General features: G+C 38.0%; 8 protein-coding genes and 1 pseudogene. All 9 read left to right on the top strand.

What is annotated here, in order from left to right:
• Window positions 1–190: hypothetical protein (locus D5R40_RS38430; RefSeq protein ID WP_205127773.1), on the top strand; the 190-nt coding region annotated here is incomplete at its 5' end.
• Window positions 191–848: 658 nt separating this feature from the next.
• A complete protein-coding gene (locus D5R40_RS31140; RefSeq protein WP_161565137.1) occupies window positions 849–1163 on the top strand; it encodes a tetratricopeptide repeat protein in 315 nt (104 codons plus the stop codon).
• A gap of 440 nt (window positions 1164–1603) precedes the next feature.
• Complete coding sequence (locus D5R40_RS43170; RefSeq protein WP_375339435.1) at window positions 1604–1738, top strand: histidine kinase dimerization/phospho-acceptor domain-containing protein; 135 nt, start codon at window positions 1604–1606, stop codon at window positions 1736–1738.
• Window positions 1739–1745: 7 nt separating this feature from the next.
• Complete coding sequence (locus D5R40_RS31135) at window positions 1746–2114, top strand: sensor histidine kinase (RefSeq protein ID WP_124155733.1); 369 nt, start codon at window positions 1746–1748, stop codon at window positions 2112–2114.
• On the top strand, window positions 2056–2244 hold the full coding sequence (locus tag D5R40_RS43165) for an ATP-binding protein (RefSeq protein WP_161565136.1): 189 nt from the start codon (window positions 2056–2058) through the stop codon (window positions 2242–2244). Before D5R40_RS31135 ends, D5R40_RS43165 begins: the two co-directional genes overlap by 59 nt.
• Before the next feature lie 201 nt (window positions 2245–2445).
• A pseudogene (locus tag D5R40_RS31125) lies at window positions 2446–2568 on the top strand (response regulator); the annotation flags it as partial.
• 4 nt (window positions 2569–2572) lie between these two features.
• Entirely contained in the window at window positions 2573–2689 is a 117-nt protein-coding gene (locus D5R40_RS31120; RefSeq protein WP_161565134.1) for a response regulator, read from the top strand.
• 73 nt (window positions 2690–2762) lie between these two features.
• Window positions 2763–3206: an adenylate/guanylate cyclase domain-containing protein gene (locus D5R40_RS31115; RefSeq protein WP_124155730.1), complete on the top strand. Its 444-nt coding sequence runs from the start codon at window positions 2763–2765 to the stop codon at window positions 3204–3206.
• Window positions 3176–3355 (top strand): adenylate/guanylate cyclase domain-containing protein, encoded by a 180-nt coding sequence (locus D5R40_RS43160; RefSeq protein WP_124155729.1) that lies wholly within the window; start codon window positions 3176–3178, stop codon window positions 3353–3355. The genes D5R40_RS31115 and D5R40_RS43160 overlap by 31 nt, the downstream gene beginning before the upstream one ends.
• Window positions 3356–3684: the final 329 nt, after the last annotated feature.

The raw sequence follows: 3684 nt of genomic DNA, 5'->3' as shown, positions 1-3684 counted from the left end.
TACACTAAGCCATACCAGGGCTACCTTTTTAGTGGAAGACAGAATGAGTAAAGATCATTTACAAGTGTTTCTTGGTCATGACTTACCTGACACTACGCAGATTTATACAAAGATTGCTACTATTGATATGGATAGGGAGTTTAGAAAGGTAACCAAAGGAAATATTTCGACAATACAGACCATTACTTAATTAACTTTAATCGGATAAATACAATGTATTTTTAGCAATGAAAAGAATCATCATATTTTAAGTTATTCTTTATACTTTTTATGCATTAAATGCCCAATCCAACCTCGATTCACTATGGACGGTATGGGAAGACGATACACACACCCGATTCTACCCGTGCAGAGGCTTTTAAGCATTACATTGACAAAGGCTATTTTGGCCCCAAACCAGACAGTGCTGTAATACTGACTGACCTGCTATATGAGTTTTGTCGCAATACTGATAACAAAATAGGAATGGTAGATGCCTTATCATTAGTAGGGTATCTCTATTTCAGGATAGGGAAGTATCCAGAAGCATTAGACTCCTATAAAAAAGGGTTGAGACTATCTGAAGAAGTAAAATTCAAAAAAAGGAATTGCTGAGATCTCATTACGGACTGGATTCCTATATCATGATAATGATGATTTGACTACAGCACTGCAAATATTATCAAAAAAGCCTGGAGATTTTCAGAGAGATTGATAACAAAACGCGGTATATCTTCAATATATAATGAATTTGGAAGTATCCTATTCCTATAGAAATGAATATGCAAAGTCTTTGGATTATTTTCAAAAAGCGATCGCTATTGATAATGAGTTAAACAAGCAAAGCCCGGCTGTTTATAATAATATTGGTGCGCTTTATCTTTCTCAAAAAAACTTTCAAAAAAGCGCTTGAGTATTATCAGAAAGGTTTAGACATATATGAGGAGGATGGAGATAAACATGGAGTCGCTTCAGGACTTACAGGCATTGGGCCTATTTATTCTCAACAAGGCGATTACGACAAAGCATTGAGTTCACAAAAAAAAAGTTTAAACATCTACAAAGAAATAAATGATACCCTAAGTCAAAGCTATTCTCTTAGTTTAATAGATATTGCTTCTATTTATGCTAATCAGGAGAAATATTCTAAATCCATTGAAGCTTGTAAAAAGAGTTTAAAGTAGCGGAAGACTTGGGAGACTTAAGTCAACAAATAAGTTCATGCTATTGCTTATATGAAGCCTATAAAGCAATAGGCAGTTGAGTAGGGCACTGGTCTATCAGAGCAAATACTAGTACTCCAAAGATAGCTTACAATACGAAGAAAATGGCAGAGAACTTCAACAGATGGAGTTAAAAGAGTATAGGCAAAAGGCTGTACAAGATTCACTAATATATGTGCAACAACAGGCAGAGACCGAAGCGGCATATCAAGGCAAAATTAGCCCAACGAAATTATCTTTTCTTGGGAGGATTAGGAATAGTCCTGATCGGAGGACTTGCCTTTTTCTTCCTACAGCAACGTCGTGTCCGAGAGAAAAGAGCTCATCTTTCAAAAAGAGGCGAAATGAGCGTCTCGAACAAATCGACCATCTAAAAGATCAATTTTTAGCCAATACCTCCCATGGAGCTACGTACTCCACTCCAGGGTATTATTGGCCTCTCTGATACTTTATTTGAGCAAGAAGAAAACCCTGCCAAGCAAGAAAACTTGAGTATGATCATGGCTTCTAGTAGACGCCTGAGTAGCACTAGTTAATGATATTTTGGATTTTCTTAAACTGAGAAATTTTGATATTGAGTTATTGCGTAAACCTATCAATCTTCGGGTATTAGCTGATATTATTCTGCAAAAAATGCTCCCCTGGTTAAAGGCAAAAATCTTAAGCCTAATTAATAAAATTCCAACAAACCTTGCAGCAATTGAAGGAGATGAGAATCGTCTCCAACAGGTATTATATAATCTTATCGGCAACGCAAAAAAGTTTACAGAGAAAGGACATATTAAACTTGAGGCTAGAGAAACAGCAGGACGGGTTGAAGTTAAGATCGAAGATACAGGCATAGGTATTCCTGTTGACAAAACAGGAGACTATTTTCCAAGAATTCCAACAAGGAGATGGGTCGATTTCTAGAGAGTTTGTTGGTACTGGTTTAGGCCTAAGTATCAGTAAACACCTGATAGAATTACACGGTGGACAAATATGGGTAGAATCTGAAATAGGGGAAAGGCTCGTCCTTTTTCTTTACTTTACCTCTTTCTAAGGAAAAAGCAACGACTTTAGATGCAAAGGTAATCCCTCATCCTACCACTCAGCCTAATCTATTTCCACACCAGATAGCGAGTCCTCGCCTATTGCAACTCCTCTTGGTGGAAACAATACAATACGGATACTCGTTCGTGGATGATGAACCCATTAATCAACAGGTGCTTCAAAATTACCTTCGGGCAAAGGTTTTTTACTTACACAGGCCATGAATGGTGAAGAAGCAATGAATATCATTCAAAAAAGCGATCCTTTTGATCTGGTTTTATTGGATGTGATGATGCCACGAATGTCGGGCTATGAGGTATGTCGGGAAAATTAGAAAAATGTATCTCCCTTCCGAATTGCCCGTAATTATGATTACCGCCAAAAATCAACTAAAGGATATTGTGGATGGATTATCTTTAGGAGCTAATGACTATTTACCTAAACCATTCACATAAGGAAGAGCTATTGGCCAGAATCAAAACACAATTGGATCTACATCGCATCCAATACTATTACTAGTAAGTTTGTGTGCCTAATGACTTCCTTCGTTTCCTCGGAAGGGAGAGAATTACTGAAGTAAACTTAGGCGATCAGGCAGAACAAGAGGTGACGGTAGTGTTTCAGATATCCGGCGATTATACCACCTTTGCAGAATCTATGACCCCGGAGGAAAATTTTCGTTTTGTCAATGCCTTCCACAAGCGTATGGGACCGATCATACAACAGCATGGTGGCTTTGTCAATCAATATCTTGGTGATGCCATTATGGCCATTTTTCCAAAATCTCCAGAAAAAGCGTTAAAAGCTGCCATTGGTATGCAACAAACACTCAGGTATTATAACAAATTGCGGGCAAAGAAGGGGCGCAAAGCCATTCGAATAGGAATTGGGGCTACATGCTTGATCGCTAATCATGGGCATTATTGGCAGACCAGAATCGGATGGATGCTGCTACTATTGCAGATACTGTGAATACAGCTTCACGGATTGAGAGTTTGACCAAACATTATGAAGCCTCAATCCTCATAAGTGAAGATAGTGTAAATAGGATGGCAAACAGTAATGATTTTCATCTTCGATACCTTGGAAAAGTTCAAGTTAAAGGGAAAAAGAACCTGTAGGTATTTATGAGTGTATTGAGGGGGATGTTGAGCAAATAGCGGCTTTAAAAATCTCAAACGCTACCTGATTTCGAAAAGAGGGCTTGATCAGTTCTTAGCTCAAGAATTCCCGCAAGCAGTAGCTACCTTTGACAAAGTGTTGAAAGTTAACACCATTGACCAACCTGCCCGATTTTTCATGAATAAGTCAAGCGAATATTTACTTAGAGGAACTCCCAATGGTTGGACGGGAGTGGAAGTCATGACTTTTAAGTAAGTAGATGTTGTAGCTTGTTTCGAAAAAAAAATCGGTTGTGGGTGCCATTACTTGCTAAAGCTATAATTTTATA

Source organism: Okeania hirsuta (assembly GCF_003838195.1).
Taxonomy (GTDB): Bacteria; Cyanobacteriota; Cyanobacteriia; order Cyanobacteriales; family Microcoleaceae; genus Okeania; species Okeania hirsuta.
The sequence above is the reverse complement of the archived record's forward strand: the minus strand, read 5'-3'. Positions and strand labels throughout refer to the sequence as shown.